This window comes from Streptomyces sp. NPDC033221 (assembly GCF_055577005.1).
This window is the reverse complement of sequence record NZ_JBVIQN010000014.1, coordinates 12,281-34,692: the sequence shown is the minus strand read 5'-3', so window position 1 is coordinate 34,692 and position 22,412 is coordinate 12,281. Positions and strand designations below refer to the sequence as shown.

Genomic DNA, 22,412 nt, shown 5'->3' with positions numbered 1-22,412 from the left:
TCAGTACTCCACATCCTGGCCGCGGCGGCGGATGACGGTGACCTCGTCGCGCTGGTTGCCGGTGGGGCCGTAGTAATTGAAGGCGTAGGTGAACTGGGCGTAGCCGCCCGCCAGGTGCGACGGTTTGAGCAGCAGCCGGGTCAGGGAGTTGTGCATTCCGCCGCGTACGCCGCTGACCTCGGTCTTCGGCACGTTCACCGTGCGGTCCTTGGCGTGGTACATGTACACGGTGCCCTCGGGCATCCGGTGGGTGACCACCGCGCGGGCCGCGACGACGCCGTTGCGGTTGTACGCCTCGATCCACTCGTTGTCCCTGACGCCGATCTTCTCCGCGTCGGCGGTGCTCATCCAGATCACCGGGCCGCCCCGGGACAGCGCGAGCATGTAGGCGTTGTCCTGGTACTCGGAGTGGATGGACCACTTGGAGTGCGGGGTGAGGTAGCGGACCGTCACCTCGGCGCGGCCGTCCTCGCCCAGGTGTTCGTCGCCGTAGTGCCGGGCGGTGTTCAGCGGCGGGCGGAAGACCGGCAGCTGCTCGCCGAGTTCGGTCATCCAGTCGTGGTCGACGAAGAAGTGCTGGCGGCCGGTGAGGGTGTGCCAGGGCTTGCGGTGCTCGACGTTGATGACGAACGGGGAGTAGCGGCGGCCGCCGGTCTCGCTGCCGGACCACTCGTACGAGGTGATCACCGAGCGGGGCTGGACGCGGGTGTCGGCGAAGGTGATGCGTTCCGCCTCCCGCTCGGCGGACAGGTGCGCCATCTCGGTGCCGGTACGTTCTTCCAGTGCCTTGAAACCCTCGGTGGCCAGCCGTCCGTTGGTGGTGCCGGACAGGGCGAGGATCGCCTCGCACATGTCCGTGGCGGTGGCCAGCGACGGCCGTCCGGCCGCGGCGCCGCCGCGCCGGACGCCGTTGGTCCGCCGCAGCCGCTCCAGTTCCTCGTCCGGACGGACGGTGACACCCTTCGTGGTGGTCCCGAGCCGGTCGAGGAGCGGGCCGACGGCGCGCATCTTGTCCGCCACCGCCGCGTAGTCCCGTTCGACGGTCACCAGCTTGGGCATGGTGCGGCCGGGGACCGGCGCGCACTCGCCGGCCTGCCAGTCGGCCACGACGCCGCCGGGCTGGGCCAGTTCGTCGGGCGTGTCGTGCTGGAGGGGTACGGCCAGGACGTCGGTACGGGTGCCGAGGTGGTCCTTGGCCAGTTCGCTGAAGCGGTCGGCGATGGTCAGGAAGGTGTCATAATCGGTCCGTGCCTGCCAGGGCGGCGCGATCGCCGGGGTGAACGCGTGCACGAAGGGGTGCATGTCGGTGCTGGACAGGTCGTCCTTCTCGTACCAGGTGGCGGCCGGCAGCACGACATCGGCGAACAGTCCGGTCGAGGTCATCCGGAAGTCCATGCAGACCAGCAAGTCGAGCTTGCCCTCGGGCGCCTCCTCGTGCCAGACGACGTCCCGGGGCCGCTTGTCCGGAGGCGTCTCCTCGGAGCGCACGGCCGCGTCCGCGCCCAGCAGATGGCGCAGGAAATACTCGTTGCCCTTGCCGGAGGAGCCCAGCAGGTTGGCCCGCCACACGGTCAGTACGCGCGGGAAGTTCGCCGGGTTGTCCGGGTCCTCGGCGGCGAAGCGCAGGGAGCCGGACGTCAGCCCCTCCACGATGTGCTCGGCCACCGGGCGGCCCGCTTCGGCCGCCTCGTCGGCCAGGTCCAGCGGGTTGCGGTTGAAGCCGGGGTGGCCGGGGGTCCAGCCCATGCGGACGGCCTGGGCCAGGCAGTCGGCGGTGGAACGGCCGGCGAAGCGCCCCTCGCCCAGCGGCGAGGCCAGCTCGTCCGGCCCGAACGCCTCGTAGCGCCACTGGTCGGTGGCCAGGTACCAGTACGAGGTGCCGGCCATGTGGCGGGTGGGCCGCTGCCAGTCGAAGGCGAACGCGAGATGCTGCAATCCGGTGACGGGGCGGACCTTCTCCTGGCCCACGTAGTGCGCCCAGCCGCCGCCGTTGACGCCCTGGCAGCCGGTCATGGCCGTCAGGGCCAGGAAGGCGCGGTAGATGGTGTCGGAGTGGAACCAGTGGTTGGTCCCGGCGCCCATGGCGATCATGGAACGGCCTTCGGTGCGCTCGGCGTTGCGCGCGAACTCCCGCGCTATACGGGCCGCCTGGGCCGCGGGGACCGAGGTGATGGTCTCCTGCCAGGCCGGGGTGTACGGCTGGGTGGCGTCCTCGTACGAGTCCGGCCACGTACCGGGCAGCCCGGGGCGGCGCACCCCGTACTGGGCCAGCATCAAGTCGAAGACGGTGGTCACCTGCCGGCCGCCTACCGTGCGGACCGGGATGCCGCGCACCATCACCCCGCCGCCCTCGGTGGGGCCCTCGTCGAAGCGCGGCAGCGCCACGGTGGCCGTGCCCTCGGCCCCCTCCAGCAGGCTCAACTCGGGATCGGTCTCGCCCAGTTCCAGGTTCCAGCGGCCCTTGCCCTCCTCGCCCCACCGGAAGCCGAGCGACCCGTTGGGGACCACCGGATCGCCGTTGCGGCGGTCGACCAAGACGGTCTTGAAGCGCGCGTTCTCGCCGGTGTCCCCGAGGTCGGCCGCGGTGAGGAAGCGGTCCGGCACCAGGTCGCCGTCCCGCTCGCGCAGCGTCACCAGGAAGGGGGCGTCGGTGAACCGGCGCAGATAGGTCTCGAAGTACGGCGTCGCGCGGTCGACGAGGAACTCGCGCAGGATGACGTGGCCCATCGCCATCGCCAGGGCCCCGTCCGTACCCGGGTGCGGGGCCAGCCACTCGTCGGCATGCTTGACGTTGTCGGCGTAGTCGGGGCTGACGGCGACGACCTTGGTGCCGTTGTAGCGGGTCTCGGTCAGGAAGTGGGCATCCGGGGTCCGGGTGACGGGGATGTTGGACCCCCACATGATCAGGTACCCGGCGTTCCACCAGTCGGCGGCCTCCGGTACGTCCGTCTGGTCGCCGAAGACCTGCGGCGAGGCGACGGGCAGGTCCGCGTACCAGTCGTAGAAGGACAGCAGCGTGCCGCCGATCAGGGACATGAACCGCGCACCGGCGGCGAAGGACGCCATCGACATCGCGGGGATCGGCGAGAACCCGGCCACCCGGTCCGGACCGTACGTCTTGACGGTGTGCACCTGGGCGGCGGCGACCAGTTCGGCCACCTCGTCCCAGTCGGCGCGCACCAGCCCGCCCTTGCCCCGGGCCTTCTTGTACGCGCGGGCCTTGGCCGGATCGCCGGTGATCTCCGCCCAGGCGGCCACCGGGTCGCCGAGCCGGCGGCGCGCCTCCCGCCACAGTTTCAGCAGCGCGCCGCGGACGTACGGGTAGCGGACCCGGCTGGGCGAGTAGGTGTACCAGGAGAACGACGCGCCGCGCGGGCAGCCCCGTGGCTCGTACTCGGGGCAGTCGGCACCGATGGACGGGTAGTCGGTGGCCTGGTGCTCCCAGGTGATGATCCCGTCCTTGACGTAGACCATCCAGGAACAGGACCCGGTGCAGTTGACCCCGTGCGTGGAGCGCACCACCTTGTCGTGGGCCCAGCGGTCGCGGTAGAAGCCCTCCCACCGCGGGTCCCCCGTGCCGAACACGGCGCGGCCGTCCTCGCTCACCTCGCGGCGGTTGAGCAGCCGCCGGCCGGCCAGCGGCCAGCCGTGTTCTCCGTCGGCCGCCGTCGGGCCGCCGATCTTTTCGTTCTCCATAAATCCGAACGTTAAATCGCCCTGTTACGGGGCACGGTGGGCGAAGCGTCCCGCGGCGCAGGGCCACAGGACCCCGAATGTTTTCGGCCACCCGGGACCAACGACCCACCGCCGGGGCCGCCTGCCCCGGGCGGTACGCGCTCCCCCGGCCGCATCCTGGAGGGGACCTGATCGGAGGCACCTCCCATGGACGCCCCCTCCCGGCGGCCGGCCCGCCGCCCCGTCCCCGTGCCCTCCCCTTCCCCGGTGAGCGGCGCCCGTCCGGTCCGCCGGCAGCACCAGGCCGTGGCGGACAAACCGTTCATCGTCATCTGGGAGTCGACCCGGGCCTGCCCGCTGGCCTGTGTGCACTGCCGGGCGACCGCGGTCCCCGACCGCGACCCCCGCGAGCTGGACACCCGGGCCGCCAAGGGCCTGATCGACCAGATCGCCGCCTTCGGGCGGCCCGCCCCGCTGTTCGTCATCACCGGAGGCGACCCCTTCCAGCGCCCCGATCTGCTGGAACTGGTCGTTTACGGCACACGCGCAGGGGTACGGGTCGCCGTCTCGCCCTCGGGCACCCCCACTCTGACCGCATCGAACCTGCGAGCGGTGCACGAGGCCGGGGCGGTGGGCCTGTCCCTGAGCCTGGACGGCTCCACCGCCGCACTCCACGACGGCTTCCGCGGTGTCCCCGGCGTCTACCGCTGGACCCTCGACGCCTGGGACACCGCCCGCAGCCTGGGCATGAAGGTCCAGATCAACACCACCGTCAGCCGGCACAACCTGCACGACCTGCCGGAGATCGCGGCCCTGGTCCGCGCACACGGGGTCATGCTGTGGAGCGCGTTCTTCCTCGTGCCCACCGGACGCGGCAGCAAGCTGGCCGCCCTCAGCCCCGCGGAGACCGAGGACGTCCTCAACTTCGTCCACGACGTCGGCCTGTCGGTGCCCGCCAAGACCACCGAGGCCCACCACTTCCGCCGCGTCGCCCTGCAGCGTGCCGTACTGGCCGCCAAGGGCGAGGACCACGTCGAGGCGCTGCGCCTGGGCCCTCTCTACCTCCGTCTCCGCGAGCGCGCCGAAGAGCTGGGCCTGTACAGCGGCGGGCGCCGGGCCCGCAGGCCGCCCCTGGACGTCAACGCCGGGCGGGGCTTCGTCTTCGTGTCCCACACCGGGACCGTGCACCCCAGCGGCTTCCTCCCGCTCGGCGCGGGCAATGTGCGCACCCGCCCGCTGACGGAGATCTATCGCGGCTCGGACCTCTTCACCGGTCTGCGCGACGCCGACCGGCTGAGCGGCCGCTGCGGCCGGTGCGAGTTCCGCCACGTGTGCGGAGGCTCGCGCTCCCGCGCGCATGCCGTCACCGGCGATCCGTACGCGGAGGAGCCGTGGTGCGGCTACGAGCCCGGTTCGTTCCCGTACCAGCGGGAACTGGCGGACTTGCCGACCGGGATCGCTCCGGGCCCCTGAAGGCTCACCCGCCCCTGACCGACTGCTGAGAGCCTGTCTTTGAACCCCCCTCGTCCGCCCGAAGGGCGGGCGCAGCGGCGGTCGGTGCGTGCGATGGGGGTCCCCCCTGCTCGAAGAGCTCGGGGGAGTGCGTGCCGGGCGTCGGGGCGCAGGCGGGGGTTCAAAGACAGGCTCTCAGCCGGACCCCGCCGCGCCGGCGGCCCTCACGTCAGGTTCAGCCCGCCGTCGAGCACGATGACCTCACCGGTGAGATAGGTGCTCGCGATCACCGACGCCACCAGACCGGCCACGTCGGCGGGCTGCGCCGGACGGTGCATGGGCGCACGGTCCCGCCACAGCTCGTGCGCCTGCGCCCAGTCCTTGGTCATGGGCGTGTCCACGAGGCCCGGCGCCACCGCGTTCACCCGGACGTCCGGCCCGAGCGCAGCCGCGAGCAGCCGGGTCACGTGATTCAGCGCGGCCTTGCTCGCCGCGTACGGCACCGAGGAGCCCTTGGGGCGCACCCCGGCGTGGCTGGTGACGTTCACGATGCTGCCGCCCCCGGGCGATCGGCGCAGCGCGGGAAGGGCCTCCGTACACAGCACCCACGGCGCGATCAGATTGACCTCCAGCAGTTGCCGCCAGTCCGCCGGGGACGCCGCGGCCAGGTCGTCGTGCGGGATCGGCCGGCTGATGCCCGCGTTGTTGACCAGCACGTCCAGCCGCCCGAACCGGTCGAGCGCCGCCGCGACCAGCCCCCGGGCCTCCTCCTCCACCGCCAGGTCCGCCCGCACGTACATCCCGCCGAGCTCCGCGGCCAGCGCCTCCCCGGCCTCCGCGCTGCGCCGCGAGTGCACGACCACCCGCATCCCGTCCGCCGCCAGCCGCCGGGCGACGGCCTCCCCGATTCCCGACGTGGACCCACTGACCAGAGCGACGGGCCGGTCCGTTTGTTCGTTCTTCATGTCCTGGAGTCTCACCTCTTGCGCCGGGCCCACCGAGCGGACCGAAAACGTGCGGGAAGGCACGGAATGCCCGTGATCCGGTCGGGGTCGGGGCTCGTACCGCGGTCAGCGGCGAGGTGTTCGCCGACGCTGTGCGACCACCCTAAAGGATCTTCTTCAGGCCCCATCCGGCGAGCGGCCCGAGCGCCGCCGTGCCCGCCTTACCGCACACATTGCCGATTGGCGATTACCCATGACCCCTTTCCCATTGCCAAAGCGTTTAACTGTTTTCGATTACGTAACCACCTGTAAGCCCGGTATGTTGACGCTCGTCCAGCTCCTTTCAGGAGGGCGGTCCGGCGATGGGTGAACAACAGGCGCTGAATGTCGGCCCCTCGCGCATACAGGTCGCGTACGAGTGCTTCGGTGACGACGAGTCGCCGCCGGTGCTGCTGGTGATGGGTGGCGGCGCGCAGATGACCGCCTGGCCGGACGGGTTCTGTACCGGGCTGGCCGGCCACGGCCTGCGGGTGATCCGGTTCGACAACCGGGACGCCGGCCGGTCGACACACTTTCCCGACGCGCCGGTTCCCGACCTGCGGGCGGCGCTGGACGCGGGTCTCTCCTCGGTGTCGTACACGTTGTCGGACATGGCCGACGACATGGCCGGTCTGCTCGATGTCCTGGGCCTGGACAGCGTCCACCTGGTGGGCGCGTCGCTGGGCGGGGCGGTCGCCCAGACGATGGCCATCGAGCACCCCGGCCGCGTCCGGTCACTGACGTCGATGATGTCCACCACCGGTGACCGCACCGTGGGCCGGCCCGCTCCCTCGGCGCTCACCGTGCTGGGCACGCCGCCACAGGACCGCCGGAACTTCCTCGCCTGGCAGGTCCGGGCCCTGCGGGCCGTGGCGTCTCCGGGCTTCGCGTTCGACGAGGCCGCGGTGAAAGAGCGCGCCGAACGGGCTTACGACCGGGGCCACGACCCGCTGGGCATGGTGCGGCAGTTCGTCGCGGCCGTGACCTCCGGCGACCGCACGGCACGGCTTCGGTCGCTGTGCGTTCCGGCGCTGGTCATCCATGGCGCCGAAGACGTGATGATCGACGTCAGCGGCGGGCGGGCCACCGCTGCCGCCGTCCCCGGTGCCGGGCTCGCCGTCATCGACGGCATGGGGCACGACCTGCCCCGCGCCCTGTGGCCCTGGCTGGCGGACCTGATCGCCCGTCTGGTCGGCCGCGTCGAGACTCCGCGCTCGCACAGCAGGGAATCCGCCGGCATGGTGACGGCCCGTCAGGCGACCGCCCCGGCCGGCTTCGCGACGTCTCGGTCCGCGGACTGACCCGACGTACGTCCGTCATGTGACTGGCGTGGGCTTCAGGGGCATGGGCACCGACAAAAGATCGGCGCCGCGTTCCCGAAGAGCATGATGAAGACCGGCACCGCGAAGTACGCCGTGTTGACCTGGACCGCGGCCATGATGCGCAGGGCCACGCCGCGCAGTTCGCGCACGCCCGATGTCCGGGCCGGCAGGCCGACGAGGAGGTCCGCGCAGCCGGCCGCGGCCGCGTACCCGGCGATGGCCCGCCAGTTGAACAGGTCCGCCAGATCGCTCGTGTAGATGTTGCCGAACAAATAGCACGGTACGGCGAAGAGGAAGGCGTAATCGGCGAAGGCCTTGGAGCTTTCCGCCGGAACGGTTTTCCGCTTCGCCAGCAGGACACCGCACCCGAAGACCAGGGCGACGGGCACCAGCTTGCCGAGCGGCGCTACCGCCTCCATGCGCGGGGCACCTCCGCCGACGGAGCGCGGCCGCGGGTCAAGCTCATGGCAGGTAACCATTGCTGCGTCATGCACGGAACTTAGGAAGATATGCCACCGTCATGGCAATGCCGGGTGCCGTTCCACGGACAGCGGCCTCTGGGGCAGGCGGCGTTCGGGCCGTCGGCACACAAAGGAGAGGCGCCGAAAAGTCAGGTTGTCAGGTCTTCCGTTGTGTCACCGCAGGGTAGTCTTTGCCGTACTTGCCGTGCGGCAAGGTCACGAGGTGTCGGCGTGGGACACAGTGTGCGCGTCTTCGGGCCAGGATTCACAGCGCCGTCGTGCCCTGCGCAGGGGGACCGGTAAGTGGAACGAGGTTGGGTCATGGCTGCTGAGACGGCCGGCGAGAACACACGTCCGGCATCGCGGACGAGGTCGGCGCGTACGGGGGCACGGGTCGGGGAGCCGGGGCTGCGGCAGCTCCTCGCGGGGCTCACCGCCGTACGCGACGGCAACTTCGGGACACGGCTGCCGGACGAGGACGACGGGCTGCTCGGCGAGATCGCGACCGTCTTCAACGGCATGGTCGACCAACTCTCCCAGTTCACCTCGGAAGTGACCCGGGTGGCCCGCGAGGTCGGCAGCGAGGGACGGCTCGGCGGACAGGCGCAGGTCCCGGGCGTCTCCGGCACCTGGGCCGACCTGACCGACTCGGTCAACGTCATGGCCGGCAACCTCACCACCCAAGTGCGCGACATCGCGCAGGTGGCCACCGCGGTCGCCAAGGGCGACCTGTCGCAGAAGATCGACGTCGATGCCCAGGGCGAGATCCTGGAGCTGAAGAACACCGTCAACACGATGGTCGACCAACTCTCCGCCTTCGCCGACGAAGTCACCCGGGTGGCCCGCGAGGTCGGCAGCGAGGGACGGCTCGGCGGACAGGCCGAGGTGCCCGGCGTGGGCGGCACCTGGCGGGACCTCACCGACTCCGTCAACTTCATGGCCGGCAACCTCACCTCGCAGGTGCGCAACATCGCGCAGGTGACCACCGCGGTCGCCCGGGGCGATCTCTCGCAAAAGATCACGGTGGATGCCCGGGGCGAGATCCTGGAGCTGAAGACGACCATCAACACGATGGTCGACCAGCTCTCCGCCTTCGCCGACGAAGTCACCCGCGTCGCCCGCGAAGTCGGCACCGAAGGACGGCTCGGCGGACAGGCGCAGGTGCCCGGCGTGGGCGGCACCTGGCGCGACCTCACCGACTCCGTCAACTTCATGGCCGGCAACCTCACCTCGCAAGTCCGCTCGATCGCGGCGGTCGCCACCTCGGTGGCCCAGGGCGACCTGTCGCAGAAGATCACCGTGGATGCCCGGGGCGAGATCCTGAAGCTGAAGAACACCATCAACACGATGGTCGACCAGCTCTCCGCCTTCGCCGACGAAGTCACCCGCGTCGCCCGCGAAGTCGGCACCGAAGGACGGCTCGGCGGACAGGCCGACGTCAAGGGCGTATCCGGTACGTGGAAGGACCTGACCGAGTCCGTCAATGTGATGGCGGACAACCTCACGGCGCAGGTGCGGTCCATCGCCGAGGTCACCACCGCCGTGGCGCAGGGCGATCTGTCGCAGAAGATCCGGGTGGACGCCCGGGGCGAGATCCTGGAGCTCAAGAGCACCATCAACACGATGGTCGACCAGCTCTCCGCCTTCGCCGACGAAGTGACGCGGGTGGCCCGCGAGGTCGGCACCGAGGGCAATCTCGGTGGCCAGGCCACCGTGCGGGGCGTGTCGGGCACATGGAAGGACCTGACCGACAACGTCAATGTGATGGCCTCCAATCTGACCGGCCAGGTGCGCTCCATCGCCCAGGTGGCCGCCGCGGTCGCCAAGGGTGATCTGTCGCAGAAGATCACGGTGGAGGCGAAGGGCGAGGTGGCCGCGCTCGCCGGCGTGATCAACACGATGGTCGACACGCTGTCGGCGTTCGCCGACGAGGTGACGCGGGTGGCGCGCGAGGTCGGTACGGAGGGGATGCTCGGCGGCCAGGCCCGCGTACCCAATGTGGCCGGTACCTGGAAGGACCTGACCGACAACGTCAACTCGATGGCCAACAACCTGACCGGTCAGGTACGCAACATCGCCCAGGTCACCACCGCGGTCGCCAACGGCGACCTGTCGAAGAAGATCGACGTTGATGCCCGGGGCGAGATCCTGGAGCTCAAGACCACCATCAACACCATGGTCGACCAGCTCTCCTCCTTCGCCTCCGAGGTCACCCGGGTGGCCCGCGAGGTCGGCAGCGAGGGACGGCTCGGCGGACAGGCCGAGGTCGAGGGTGTGTCGGGCACCTGGAAACGCCTGACCGAGAACGTCAACGAGCTGGCCGGCAACCTCACCCGGCAGGTACGGGCCATCGCCGGGGTGACCAGCGCGGTCGCCGAGGGCGACCTGACCCGCTCCATCACGGTGGACGCCTCCGGCGAGGTCGCGGAGCTGAAGGACAACATCAACTACATGGTCCGGTCCCTGCGGGAGACCACCCGGGCCAACCAGGAGCAGGACTGGCTCAAGAGCAACCTGGCGCGCATCTCCGGGCTGATGCAGGGCCACCGGGACCTCGCGGTCGTCGCCGAGCTGGTCATGGACGAACTGACGCCGCTCGTCTCGGCCCAGTACGGCGCCTTCTACCTGGCGGAGGAGAGCGGGCAGAACACCGTGCTGCGGCTCGTCGGCGCGTACGGCCGGCCCGTCGACGGCACCGGACACGACCGGTTCAAGCTGGGCGAGTCGCTGGTCGGCCAGGCCGCCCGCAGCCGCCGTACGATCGTCGCCGAGGGCGTGCCTGGCTCGTACATCAGCATCTCCTGCGGCCTGGGCCAGACGGCGCCGGGCAGTCTGATCGTGTTGCCGATCATCGTCGAGGACCAGGTCCTCGGCATCATCGAGCTGGCGTCCTTCACCTCCTTCACGCCTGTGCACCAGGCCTTCCTCGAACAGCTCATGGAGATGGTGGGCGTCAACGTCAACACCATCGTCGCCAACGCGCGTACCGACGAGCTGCTGGACGAGTCGCAGCGGCTGGCCGGGGAGCTGCAGGCCCGTTCCGGGGAGCTGACGCGGCAGCAGGAGGAACTCCAGCGGTCCAACGCGGAGCTGGAGGAGAAGGCGGCGCTCCTCGCCACCCAGAACCGCGACATCGAGACGAAGAACCTGGAGATCGAGCAGGCGCGGCAGGAGCTGGAGGACCGGGCGCGGCAGCTGGCGCTGGCGTCGAAGTACAAGTCGGAGTTCCTGGCCAACATGAGCCACGAGCTGCGCACCCCGCTCAACAGCCTGCTCATCCTGGCGCAGTTGCTGGCCCAGAACCCGACGCGCAACCTCACGTCCAAGCAGGTCGAGTACGCGGGCATCATCCACTCCGCCGGCTCGGACCTGCTCCAGCTCATCAACGACATCCTCGACCTGTCGAAGGTGGAGGCGGGCAAGATGGACATCAATCCGGAGCGGGTGGAGCTGCGCAGGCTGCTGGACTACGTCGAGGCGACGTTCCGGCCGCTGACCACCCAGAAGAGCCTCGACTTCACGATCAGTGCCGCGCCCGGGGTCCCGGTGGATCTGCTGACGGACGACGCGCGGCTGCGGCAGATCCTGCGCAACCTCCTGTCCAACGCGGTCAAGTTCACCGAACAGGGCGGCGTCGAGCTGCGGATCGAGCCCGCCGCGGACAGCGAACTGCCGGCCACCGTCCGCCGTGGCGGCGCGGTGGTCGCCTTCCGCGTCAAGGACACCGGTATCGGCATCGCCGAGCAGCAGCTCGCCGTGATCTTCGGGGCGTTCCAGCAGGCGGACGGCACCACCAGCCGCAAGTACGGGGGCACCGGGCTGGGGCTGTCCATCAGCCGCGAGATCGCTCACCTCCTGGGCGGCGCCGTGACGGCCGAGAGCGCGCCGGGCCAGGGCAGCGCCTTCACCCTCTATCTGCCCGTGGCGCGCGCCGACTTCGCGGAGCAGACCGGCACGGTGCCCGCGATCGAGGCGGCGGCGGGCGACAGAGGCGAGAGGCGCGAGAGCAGGCCGCGTCCGCCCGCCGCCACCCCGGCGCCGCCCCGCCGGCTGCTGGTGATCGAGGAGCGTGCCCACGGGCTGCTCTCCCACGTGGCCGACAGCGCGGTCGCCGAGCTGACCGGTGGGCAGGATCTGGGCGACCGTCCGGAGGACATCGAGGTCATCTCCGCGGTCGGTGCCCAGGAAGCCGCCGGCGCGCTGGCCGCCGGGCCGTTCCACTGCGTGGTTCTCGACCTGGACATGTCCAACAGTGAGGCGCTGCGTTTCCTGGACGCGATGGACGGCGACGCCGCCGTGCGCACCGTCGCCGTCCTCGCGCACAACAGCAGGCGCATGGAGGCGGAGCAGGAACGCATCCTGCAGGAGCGCGCCGGCACCCAGCCGCTGGAACTGCTCTCCAGCCTCGACGAGCTGCGCGAACGCATCGCCCTGCACCTCTCCGCCGAGCAGCCCGGTGACGTACTGCCGCTGGTGCGGCCGGAGGAGCCGGTCCAGCAGGCTCCCCAGTCCGTCGACGACAGTCTCAGCGGCCGTACCGTCCTGGTCGTCGACGACGACGCCCGCAATCTGTACGCGCTCAGCAGCATCCTGGAGATGCACGGCCTGAACGTCCGGCATGCGGAGGACGGGCGCAAGGGCATCGAAGCGCTCATCGAACACCCGGACATCGATCTCATCCTGATGGACGTGATGATGCCCGAGATGGACGGTTACACCGCGACGGCGGAGATCCGGCAGATGCCCGCGCACGCCCATCTGCCCATCATCGCCGTCACCGCCAAGGCCATGCCCGGGGACCGGGAGAAGAGCCTCGCCTCCGGGGCCAGCGACTACGTCACCAAGCCGGTGGATACCAACGACCTGCTCGCCTGTGTCCGCCGATGGCTGGACTCCTGACCGCGGGTGCCCGGCCGGGCACCCGCGGCCCCGCTCACCGGACGCATCCACCGCATCGAGGAATCGGCAGCATCATGAGCACTTCCGAGCACGTCGGGCCCCCGCCCGGGGACGATGTGTCGCCGACGCCCGAGACCGGGCGGGGGCAGGTCCCGCCCGTCCCCGCGAGCCCCCTGGCCATACCGTCCGAGCCCGGACGGAGCACCGGCCCGGTGCGCGCCCGGCCGGACCAGTCGTCGGCCGTCGGCCGCCTGGCCGCCACCGTCGAGCGCCTGCGCGGCGAGGTCCAGGCGGCGCATGCGGCGGCCGACGGCCGTGCCCTGATCGAACTCGCCAAGGGCATCATGATCGAAAGGCTGCACTGCGGACCGGCCGAGGCGACCCGGCAGCTCGCCGAACTCGCGGAGAAGGCCGCGGTCTCGCAGCTGGAGCTGGCTGTGGACCTCATCAACCAGGCGGCCCGCGACCGGGTGACGGACATCGCCAGCGCCTTCCTGCGGCGGGCCCAGGCCGATCATGCCTTGCCGGACCCGGCCGTCGGGGTGCGCCTGCGGACCGCCGAGAGCGCGGCGCTGGCCGCCGGTGACACCCAGGCCGTCGCCGACTCGCTGCTCCAGCACGCGCTGGCGCCGCTGGGAGCGACGGCCGTCGCCATCTGGTCCGCCGGGTCGGACACGTCCCTCACCCTGGCCGGCCATGCGGGCTTCTCCGCCGAAGAGGCGATGCGCTGGCGGTACGTGCCTCCCGGCGTGCTCACCGTCGCCCGCCAGGCGCTGACCGAACGGGACACCGTCCGGTTCGCCTCCCTGGCCGACACGGGCATCCCCTCCATCGGCCGCACCCACCACCCCGACGGCGGCCGCGTGGCGCTGCCCGCCGGTACCGGCGGGCGCATCCACGGGGTCCTGGAGATCTGCTGGCATCAGTCGCTCCCCCCGCAGCCGCCCGTGATCATGCGCCAGATCGAGGCCCTGGCACAGCTGTGCGCCCACACCCTTGAGGGCGCCCCGGCATCGCCCGAGCACGGACCGCCCCCCGTCCGGCGCGTTCCCGCCGTGGCCGAGCTGGTGGACCTGGCGGACGGGCTCTACGACCCGGCGCTGATCCTCACCCCGCACCTCGCGGCCGACGGTCAGCTGACCGACTTCCGCATCCACCATGTCAACGGGCGCTTCTTGGACCCGGCGGGCCGCCCCCGCAGCTCCGTCAACGGCGCCCTGCTGCTCGAGGCGTACCCGATGGCCGCCGACGAGAGCGAGCTGTTCGACAAGATCCAGCGCGTCTACGCCACCGGCGAGCCCTTCCGCGCCCAGCGGATGACGCTGACCGCCCTGGTGGACCAGGTGCCGCTCGCCGCCGTCGCCGACATCAGCGTCAGCCGGCACGGGGACAGTGTGCTGCTCATCTGGCGCATCGAGGACGAGACCGCCCGGCTCGCCAGCCTCCTCCAGCACGCCCAGCGCCTCGGCCGGATCGGCGGCTTCGAGGAGAACCTGCTGACCGGTGAGGTCACCTGGAACGGGCAGCTCTTCGCCCTGTACGGCCGGCCGGCCACCGGCACGCCCGTCTCCCTGCACGACCTGGCGGCCCACGCCCACCCCGACGACGGCATAGCCATCGGCCGCTTCCTGCGCGCCGTACTGCACCACCAGCGCTCCGCCTCGGCGGCCTTCCGCCTCCGGCGTCCCGACGGCGTCACCCGGCACATACGGGTCATCGCCGAGCCCGTGCACGACGCCGACGGGCGGCTGCTCTCCGTACGCGGCGCCTACCAGGACATCTCCTCCCAGCACTGGACCGAGGTGGCGCTCGCCGCCACCCGCGACCAGCTCGCCCACACCGAGCAGGAGTCGGCCGAGCGCAACCGTCTCGCGCTCCAGCTCCAGCAGGCCATCATGCCGCCGAGCCGCGGCCCCATCGACGCGCCGGGGCTGCAGATCGCCGTACGCTACCGGCCCGCGGAGACCGAGTCCCTGGTGGGCGGCGACTGGTACGACGCCGTCGTGCTGCCCTCCCGGCGCGTCCTGCTCTGCGTCGGTGACATCGCGGGCCACGGCATCGAGGCGGCAACCGGCATGGTCGTGCTGCGCAACGCCCTGCGCGGTCTCGCCGTCACCGGCGCCGGTCCGGGCCAGTTGCTGTCCTGGCTGAACATCGTGGCCCACCATCTCACCGACCAGGTCTCCGCCACGGTCGTCTGCGGCGTGTACGACCCGGAGACCCGCGTCCTGCGCTGGGCCAGAGCCGGTCACCTGCCGCCGGTCCTGGTCCGTGGTCACGAAGCCAGCAGGCTGCCGCTGGTCCGCGGTCTGCTGCTGGGGGCCCTCGCGCACGCGACGTACGAGGAGGGCGAGCTCCAGCTGGAGGCGGACGACACCCTTCTGATGTACACCGACGGCCTGGTCGAACGGCGGGACACCGCCATTCACGACTCCCTGGCCCAGCTGCTCGCCACCGCGCAGACACCCGCGCCCACCCTTGAGCACCGGCTCGACCGTCTGCTGACCCACAGCAAGTCCGACACCGACGACGACACCTGCCTCATCGGCGTCCAGGTAATCTGACCCGGCACTTTCGAACGGAATTCAGTTCCGTACGGTTTTGAATGGAACTTTGCCGGTTCCGTGCCGGCCACGACCTTACCGAAGGAAACACTAGGCATTCTCCTAGCGCCTCCCGGCCATGATGGAGGCCGTCTTTGGGTGCTCCCGCAGGGCGGGCTTTCCGGGGTTTTTCCTAGGGAGATACCTGGGGAGAAAGCGACTCCGCACGCGAATCCACGGCTTTGCGCTCACGCGGCCGGATGCGCGGCGTTCTTGTCGCCGCACGCGCCGATCACCCCTTTCCGGAGGCTCCCTCGTGAAGGAAATACTGACCGCAATTCAGTCACCGGACACCACGTCCGCCGACTTCGCCGCCCTGCCGCTGCCCGAGTCGTACCGCGCGATCACCGTCCACAAGGACGAGACCGACATGTTCGAGGGGCTCGCGAGCCACGACAAGGACCCCCGCAAGGCGCTGCACCTCGACGAGGTCCCGGTGCCCGAACTGGGCCCCGGCGAGGCCCTGGTCGCCGTGATGGCCTCCTCGGTCAACTACAACTCGGTCTGGACCTCGATCTTCGAGCCGCTGCCGACGTTCGGGTTCCTGGAGCGGTACGGCAGGCGCAACGACCTCGCCAAGCGCCACGACCTGCCGTACCACGTCATCGGCTCCGACCTGTCGGGCGTCGTGCTGCGCACCGGCCCCGGAGTGAACTCCTGGAAGCCCGGCGACGAGGTCGTCGCGCACTGCCTGTCCGTCGAGCTGGAGTCCGCCGACGGGCACAACGACACGATGCTCGACCCCGAGCAGCGCATCTGGGGCTTCGAGACCAACTTCGGCGGACTCGCCGAGATCGCGCTGGTCAAGTCCAACCAGCTGATGCCCAAGCCGGACCACCTCACCTGGGAGGAGGCGGCCGCCTCCGGGCTGGTCAACTCCACCGCGTACCGCCAGCTCGCCTCCCGCAACGGCGCGGGCATGAAGGTCGGCGACAATGTGCTGATCTGGGGCGCCAGCGGCGGACTGGGCTCCTACGCCACACAGTTGGTGCTGGCCGGCGGCGGTACCCCGGTCTGTGTGGTCTCCAGCGACCAGAAGGCGGAGATCTGCCGCTCCATGGGAGCGGAAGCGGTCATCGACCGCAACGCCGAGGGATACAAGTTCTGGAAGGACGAGCACCACCAGGACCCGCGCGAGTGGAAGCGGTTCGGCAAGCGCATCCGTGAGCTGACCGGCGGCGAGGACGTCGACATCGTCTTCGAGCACCCGGGCCGCGAGACGTTCGGCGCCTCCGTCTACGTCACGCGCAAGGGCGGCGCCGTCGTCACGTGCGCCTCCACCTCCGGTTATCAGCACCAGTACGACAACCGCTATCTGTGGATGTCGCTGAAGCGCATCGTGGGCTCGCACTTCGCGAATTACCGCGAGGCGTGGGAGGCCAACCGCCTGATCGCCAAGGGCAAGATCCATCCCACGCTGTCCCAGACCTACCCCCTGGCGGAGACCGGACAGGCGGCGTACGACGTGCACCGCAACCTCCACCAGGGCAAGGTCGGCATCCTCGCGCTGGCACCCGAGGAGGGCACGGGCGTACGTGACGTGGCCAAGCGCGCCCGGCACATCGACGCCATCAACCGCTTCCGCAGGCCCGAGGCGCTGTAGGTGCGGTGACCGCTCGAACGGCGAGGGGCCGGCCCGGTGGGCCGGCCCCTCGTCGGTGGTGCCGGGACTTCGCCGTCAGCTGCGTCAGCTTCCCGCGTCCATCAGGCGGAACAGGTCCTCGTCACTGGCCGACGCCAGGTCCAGAGCGCCGCCGGGTCCGGCGTCCGTACCGCCGCTCCGCCCCGCCGTCACCGCCTTCAGACGGGCCAGTGTCTCCTCCGAGACCTCCGCACCGGCCGTGAGCAGGGACTCCAGCTCGGCCACGACAGCGGCCACCTCGCGCGGGGGTGCCGTCGGCCGCGCGAGCCGTTCGCGTACGAGACGGACGACGGCTTTCGGGGTGGGGTGGTCGTACACGAGCGTGGCGGGCAGCCGCATCTCCGTGGCCGCGATGAGGCGGTTGCGGAGTTCGACGGCGTTCACGGAGTTGATGCCCATCTCCTTGAACGTGTGATTGCCCTCCTCGTCGCTCGCTTCCTGCCCGCCGAGCACGGCCGAGGTCTCGGCGAGGACCAGGGCCAGTACGTGCGCTTCCTGTTCGGCGTCGTCGAGGCCGGCCAGCCGGGCGTCCAGCAGCGAGGGCTCCGCTCCGGCCGCCGGCACGTCCGCGGTCACCGCGGCGACCGCTGTCCCGCCGTGGGCGGCCGGCCCCGCCGGGGCCGGCGCCAGCCAGAACCGCCGCCGCTGGAACGCGTACGTCGGCAGGGCGGCGGGCCGGGCCCCGGGCAGCACTGCGTCCCAGTCGACGGGAGCGCCGTGGGCGTGCACCCGGGCGACCGCGGTGAGCAGGGCGTACGGCTCCGGTACGCCGCCGCGCAGACTCGGCACCACGGCGGCCCCGGACTCCGGATCGGCCGACTCCAGGCACTCGTCGATCATCGGCGTGAGGGCCGGCTCGGCACCCAGTTCCAGGAAGCCGGTGACGCGCTCCTCGCGCAGCCGGCCGATCGCGTCCTTGAAGCGCACGGACTGCCGTACGTGCCGTACCCAGTGGTCCGGGTCGCGCACGACCTCGGCGGTCAGCGGGAGCCCGGTGACGGTGGAGACGACGGGGACGGTGGGCGCCGCGTAGGACAGCGTGCTGACGACCGTGCGGAACTCGTCCAGCATGGGGTCCATCAGCGGTGAGTGGGCCGCGACGCTCATCGTGATCCGCCGGGTCTTGTGGCCGGCGGCGGCGAGCCGTTCCGTGAGGCCGACGAGCGGGGCCTCGGCGCCGGAGAGGACGAGGGAGTGCGGGCCGTTGACGGCCGCGACCGACACCGCGTCCGTCAGCTCCGCGAGCCACGGGGCGACTTCGTCCTCCGTGATGCGCACCGCCACCATCGCGCCGCCGGGCGGCAGCGCGCCCATCAGCCTGCTCCGGGCGGCCACCAGGGTGCAGGCGTCCTGAAGGCCGAGTACGCCGGTCACGTGGACGGCGGAGATCTCGCCGACCGAGTGTCCCACCAGGTGGCCGGGTACCACGCCCCAGGATTCGAACAGCCGGTACAGGGCGACCTGGACGGCGAACAGCGCGGGCTGTGTGTAGGTGGTGTCGTCAAGGAGGGCCGCTTCCTCGGAGTCGGGGTCCGCCCACATCACCGAGGCCAGCGGCCGCGGCAGCAAGGGGTCCAGTGCGGCGCACACTTCGTCCAGCGCCTGCCTGAAGACGGGGAACGCCTCGGCCGCCGCGCGGCCCATGCCGTTGCGCTGGCTGCCCTGGCCGGGGAAGACGAAGGCCAGCCCGCCCGGCACGGAGTCGTGCGGGATGACGTCCGCGGTGCGCTCCCCCTGCCCGAACGCGGTGGCCGCGGACAGCAGCTGTGCCCGGTCGGAGCCGTGGACGACGGCCCGGTGCGGGTGCAGGGCGCGGGTGGTGGCGAGGGCGTGGGCGACGTCCTGGGCGCGCAGGCCCGGGTGGGCGGTGATGTGTTCGGCCAGGCGCCGCGCTTGCGCGCGCAGTGCCGCCCGGCTGCGGGCGGACAGTATCCAGGGGGCGGCCGTGTCATCGGCCGGCTCCACCGCCCCGGCCGTCCCGGACGCGCGCCGCGCCTCCTCGGGGGCTTCGCCCGGCGCCCGTCCCGTTTCCCCTTCCGTCTCCCCTTGCCCGTCGGGCGCCTCTTCGAGGATCACGTGCGCGTTGGTGCCGGTGAGCCCGAACGAGGACACCCCGGCCCGGCGCGTGCGCCCGATCTCCTGTGGCCAGGGCCGGGCCTCGGTGAGCAGCCGTACATCACCTGCGGACCAGTCCACCTTGGCCGAGGGAGCGTCCACGTGCAGCGTCCGCGGCAGGACGCGGTGGCGCAGTGCGAGCACCGTCCTGATGACCCCGACGACCCCGGCGGCGGCCTGGGTGTGCCCGATGTTCGACTTCACCGACCCCAGCCACAGCGGCCGGCCCTCCGGCCGTTCCTGGCCGTACGTGGCCAGCAGGGCCTGGGCTTCGATGGGGTCGCCGAGCGGGGTGCCGGTGCCGTGGCCCTCCACGGCGTCCACGTCCTGCGGCGTCAGCCCGGCGTCGGCCAGGGCCTGGCGGATGACGCGCTGCTGTGCGGGCCCGCTCGGCGCGGTGAGTCCGTTGGAGGCGCCGTCCTGGTTCACGGCGGAGCCCCGTACGAGCGCCAGGACGCGGTGTCCGTTGCGCCGGGCGTCGCTCAGCCGTTCCAGCAGCAGCAGTCCCGCCCCTTCCGACCACGCGGAGCCGTTCGCGGCGTCCGCGTACGCCATGGAGCGGGAGTCGGGGGACAGCGCGCGCAGCCGGGAGAAGTGCGCGAAGGGCGCCGGGGTCGCCATGACGGTGACGCCACCGGCCAGCGCCAGGCTGCTCTCGCCCGACCGCAGGGAGCGGCAGGCCAGGTGCAGGGCGACGAGGGAGGACGAGGAGGCGGTGTCGACCGTCAGCGCGGGGCCTTCGAGCCCGTAGGTGTAGGCGATGCGTCCCGAGACCGCGCTGCCCGCGGCCCCCGTGATGAGCATGCTTTCCCATGCGCTGGGCGTGGCGGATGCGTTGGCTCCGTAGCCGCGGTCCATCGCGCCGGTGAACACGCCCGTACGGGTTCCCCGCAGGGACCTCGGGTCGATGCCGGCCCGCTCGAAGGTCTCCCAGGCCGCTTCCAGGAGCAGTCGCTGCTGCGGGTCGGTCGCCGTGGCCTCCTGGTCGGACAGGCCGAAGAAGCCCGCGTCGAAGTCGCCCGCGTCGTGCAGGAAGCCGCCCTCGCGTGCGTAGGAGGTGCCCGGGCGGTCGGGGTCCTCGTCGAAGAGCCGGTCCAGGTCCCAGCCGCGGTCGTCCGGGAACGCGGACATCGCGTCCGTCCCGTCGGTGAGCAGGGCCCACAGGGCCTCGGGGGTGTCGGCGCCGCCCGGCAGGCGGCAGGCCATGCCGATGACCGCGACCGGGTCGGCGGCATCCGCCGGGGTCTCCGGCGGCTCCTCCGGGGACGGGTTCTCCTGTTCGGTCAGTGCGTGCGCGACGGCTCGCGGGGTGGGGAAGTCGAAGGCCAGCGTGACCGGGAGGGCGAGTCCGGTCTCCTCCCGCAGCAGGTTCCGCAGCCGGACCGCGTGGATGGAGTCGAGGCCGAGCCGGCGGAAGTCCGTGTCCGGGGAGAAGGGGGCGGCCGTGCCGCCGTGCCCGAGCAGCTGGCCGACGCAGTCGCGTACGACGTCCAGCGCCTCCTCGGCCGTGGACGGCGGGACCGCGCCGAGGCGGGCCGCCACGGGCACCGCGGCAAGGCCGGCGAGCAGCGGCCGGAGCGCCCGGCGGTCGGGCTTTCCGGCGGGTGAGAGCGGCAGCCGGGGCACGGTGACCAGTTCGAGGGGGATCTTGTGGTCGGCGAGCCCCCGCCGGCGCAGGAACGCGGTCACCTCGGTCAGGCCGATCGTACGGTCCGCGTGGTCGGTCACGACCAGGCACGGGTACTCCCCCAGCCGGTCGTCCGGCGCGCCCGCGACGGCCAGCGGGCCCAGGCCCGTCAGGTCCGCGAGCAGGCCCTCGACCTCGGTGGCGGAGAACTTCCGGCCACCGGTGTTGATCAGTTCGGCCGCCCGGCCATGCAGGGCCACCACGCCGTCCGCGTCGACGGCCGCGAGATCGCCGGTCCGCAGCCAGCCGTCCTCGGTGAGGGCCGCGCGCGTCAGTTCCGGCTCGCGGAAGTAGCCGTGGAACAGCCCGGGACCCCGGTACTGAAGTGCGCCGGCCGCGCCTGGCTCGCGCTCCTCGCCGTTCTCGTCGACGACCCGTAGGCGCGCGCCGGCGACCGGCTCTCCCACACTGCCGTCGGGGTGATGGGCCCGGGTGCGGGTACCGGTGCCGATCTCGGACATGCCCCAGATCACGACCAGTTCGCAGGCGAGGGCCGCGCGTACCTGTACGGCGAGCGCGGGCGCGACGGCGGCTCCCGCCGTACGCACCTGGTTCGGTGCGAAGCCCGCCGGTTCGTCCGCCCCGGCCAGCCGTGCGACGATTTCCCGCAGCTGAGTGGGCACGGCGAAGACGACGCGGGGGTCGTGCTCCCGGGCCAGGGCCAGGAAGCGGTCCGGGTCCCAGCCGGTGAGCAGTACCTGCCCGCAGGCGGCGAACAGTGCCGCGTGCATAGCCTGGAGGCCGAACAGGTGGGTCATCGGGCAGGCCGTGAGGACCGTACCGTCGAAGGCGTCGGCGGCCTCCGCCATGACGGCCGCGGTGTTCGAGAGCAGGCTGTCGTGGCTGTGCACACACAGTTTGGGCCGCGCCGAGGTCGTACCGGACGAGGGGATCAGGGCGAGCGGCATGTCGGGGGTGACGTCCACCGGCCGGGGGCTGCTGCCCGCCCAGGCCGTCAGCAGCACGTCCAGCGACGCGATCCCCGGGGCCTCACTCTCCGGCTCGTCACGCTCCGGCTCCGCGCACTCAGCCTCCGGCGCACCGGCGAGCAGCACGCCGTGCAGCGACGGCACGCTCTCCAGAAGAGAACGGGCCGCCGCCCGGCTCTCGCGCCCGGAGGCCGACAGGACGAGGAGGGCGGGCTCCGCCCGCGTCAGCAGCGCGCGGACCTCCGGGGTCGGCGTGCCCTGGTGGACGGGCAGGAGCACCGCGCCGACAGTCGCGACGGCCAGGTGCAGGGTCTGGAACTCCCAGCAGTTCGGCAGTCGCACCGCCACCACGTCACCGGGCGCGACACCCGATTCCTGCAGGCCGCGGGCCAGCGCCCCGACGTCCGCCCGCCACTGTGCCCACGTCCACGAACGGTCCCCGTCGACGACGGCCACCCCGTCCGGGACGCACCCCACGGCGGCCTCGAACACCTCGGGCAGCGTGCAGCCGCCCAGTACATCCGCCGCGTCGGTGGGCGGCTGGATCGCGTAGTCATCTGTGTGGACGGGCACCATCACTCCCGGATCGCTCTTGAGCACTCTCGTCAGTTGTGGCAGGCGGACCGGGGGTCGGACACGAGCTC

General features: G+C 71.7%; 9 protein-coding genes. 5 read left to right on the top strand and 4 right to left on the bottom strand.

Annotation, left to right across the window (positions count from 1 at the left end):
• A complete protein-coding gene (locus ACZ53K_RS19850; protein ID WP_468838048.1) occupies window positions 1-3,696 on the bottom strand; it encodes a nitrate reductase subunit alpha in 3,696 nt (1,231 codons plus the stop codon).
• Between the two features lie 246 nt (window positions 3,697-3,942).
• Here ACZ53K_RS19850 and ACZ53K_RS19845 point away from each other — a divergent pair, with 246 nt between their 5' ends.
• Window positions 3,943-5,148, top strand: a complete 1,206-nt coding sequence (locus ACZ53K_RS19845; RefSeq protein ID WP_468838045.1) for a TIGR04053 family radical SAM/SPASM domain-containing protein — start codon at window positions 3,943-3,945, stop codon at window positions 5,146-5,148.
• A 203-nt stretch (window positions 5,149-5,351) separates the two neighbouring features.
• On the opposite strand, the gene ACZ53K_RS19840 is transcribed toward ACZ53K_RS19845, so the two are convergent.
• Window positions 5,352-6,092, bottom strand: a complete 741-nt coding sequence (locus tag ACZ53K_RS19840) for an SDR family NAD(P)-dependent oxidoreductase (RefSeq protein WP_468838043.1) — start codon at window positions 6,090-6,092, stop codon at window positions 5,352-5,354.
• A gap of 341 nt (window positions 6,093-6,433) precedes the next feature.
• Here ACZ53K_RS19840 and ACZ53K_RS19835 point away from each other — a divergent pair, with 341 nt between their 5' ends.
• Complete coding sequence (locus ACZ53K_RS19835; RefSeq protein WP_468838041.1) at window positions 6,434-7,411, top strand: alpha/beta fold hydrolase; 978 nt, start codon at window positions 6,434-6,436, stop codon at window positions 7,409-7,411.
• Window positions 7,412-7,446: 35 nt separating this feature from the next.
• Here the strand turns inward: ACZ53K_RS19835 and ACZ53K_RS19830 are convergent, their stop codons facing one another.
• On the bottom strand, window positions 7,447-7,851 hold the full coding sequence (locus ACZ53K_RS19830; RefSeq protein WP_468838039.1) for an AEC family transporter: 405 nt from the start codon (window positions 7,849-7,851) through the stop codon (window positions 7,447-7,449).
• 363 nt (window positions 7,852-8,214) lie between these two features.
• On the opposite strand from ACZ53K_RS19830, the gene ACZ53K_RS19825 reads away from it, so the two are divergent.
• The 3 genes from ACZ53K_RS19825 (at window position 8,215) to ccrA (ending at window position 16,998) form a co-directional block, all read left to right on the top strand.
• Entirely contained in the window at window positions 8,215-12,792 is a 4,578-nt protein-coding gene (locus ACZ53K_RS19825; protein ID WP_468838036.1) for a HAMP domain-containing protein, read from the top strand.
• A 74-nt stretch (window positions 12,793-12,866) separates the two neighbouring features.
• Window positions 12,867-15,356: a SpoIIE family protein phosphatase gene (locus tag ACZ53K_RS19820; protein ID WP_468838034.1), complete on the top strand. Its 2,490-nt coding sequence runs from the start codon at window positions 12,867-12,869 to the stop codon at window positions 15,354-15,356.
• A gap of 295 nt (window positions 15,357-15,651) precedes the next feature.
• Window positions 15,652-16,998, top strand: coding sequence for a crotonyl-CoA carboxylase/reductase (gene ccrA / locus ACZ53K_RS19815; protein ID WP_468838032.1), 1,347 nt, complete (start codon window positions 15,652-15,654; stop codon window positions 16,996-16,998).
• 84 nt (window positions 16,999-17,082) lie between these two features.
• On the opposite strand, the gene ACZ53K_RS19810 is transcribed toward ccrA, so the two are convergent.
• Window positions 17,083-22,344, bottom strand: a complete 5,262-nt coding sequence (locus tag ACZ53K_RS19810) for a type I polyketide synthase (RefSeq protein ID WP_468838420.1) — start codon at window positions 22,342-22,344, stop codon at window positions 17,083-17,085.
• Window positions 22,345-22,412: the final 68 nt, after the last annotated feature.